General features: G+C 53.4%; 1 protein-coding gene and 1 pseudogene. Both read left to right on the top strand.

Annotated features, from left to right (window positions below; genetic code table 11):
• A pseudogene (locus SB658_RS28375) lies at window positions 1-113 on the top strand (protein YqbG); the annotation flags it as partial.
• Window positions 110-268: DUF3599 family protein (locus SB658_RS24375; RefSeq protein ID WP_410602942.1), on the top strand; the 159-nt coding region annotated here is incomplete at its 3' end. The pseudogene SB658_RS28375 and the gene SB658_RS24375, both read left to right, overlap by 4 nt.

The following is a 268-nucleotide window of genomic DNA, read 5'->3' on the forward strand; positions in this document are numbered from 1 at the left end:
CGGTGGCAGGTGAAGGCGGAATCAGAAAACCGGCGGTGCACCATCTGCTCTGTGAATATATCGCGCCGGGTTATTCCCCGGTTTCTGCACACGCAAAGGTGAGACCTTTATGAGCTACGAACGGCTGCTCACTGACAGATGCGATATTTATCATGAGACGGTGTCAGTTCCGAAGGCCGGACGCTTCGGGATTCCCGCCGAAAAGCTCCAGCCTGTCTTTTCTTATCCGGAAGTGCCCGATTATGAAGATGTGCCGTGTCTGTTTGTT

It is taken from the genome of Bacillus sp. SIMBA_008, from assembly GCF_046535495.1.
Taxonomy (GTDB): domain Bacteria; phylum Bacillota; class Bacilli; order Bacillales; family Bacillaceae; genus Bacillus; species Bacillus subtilis.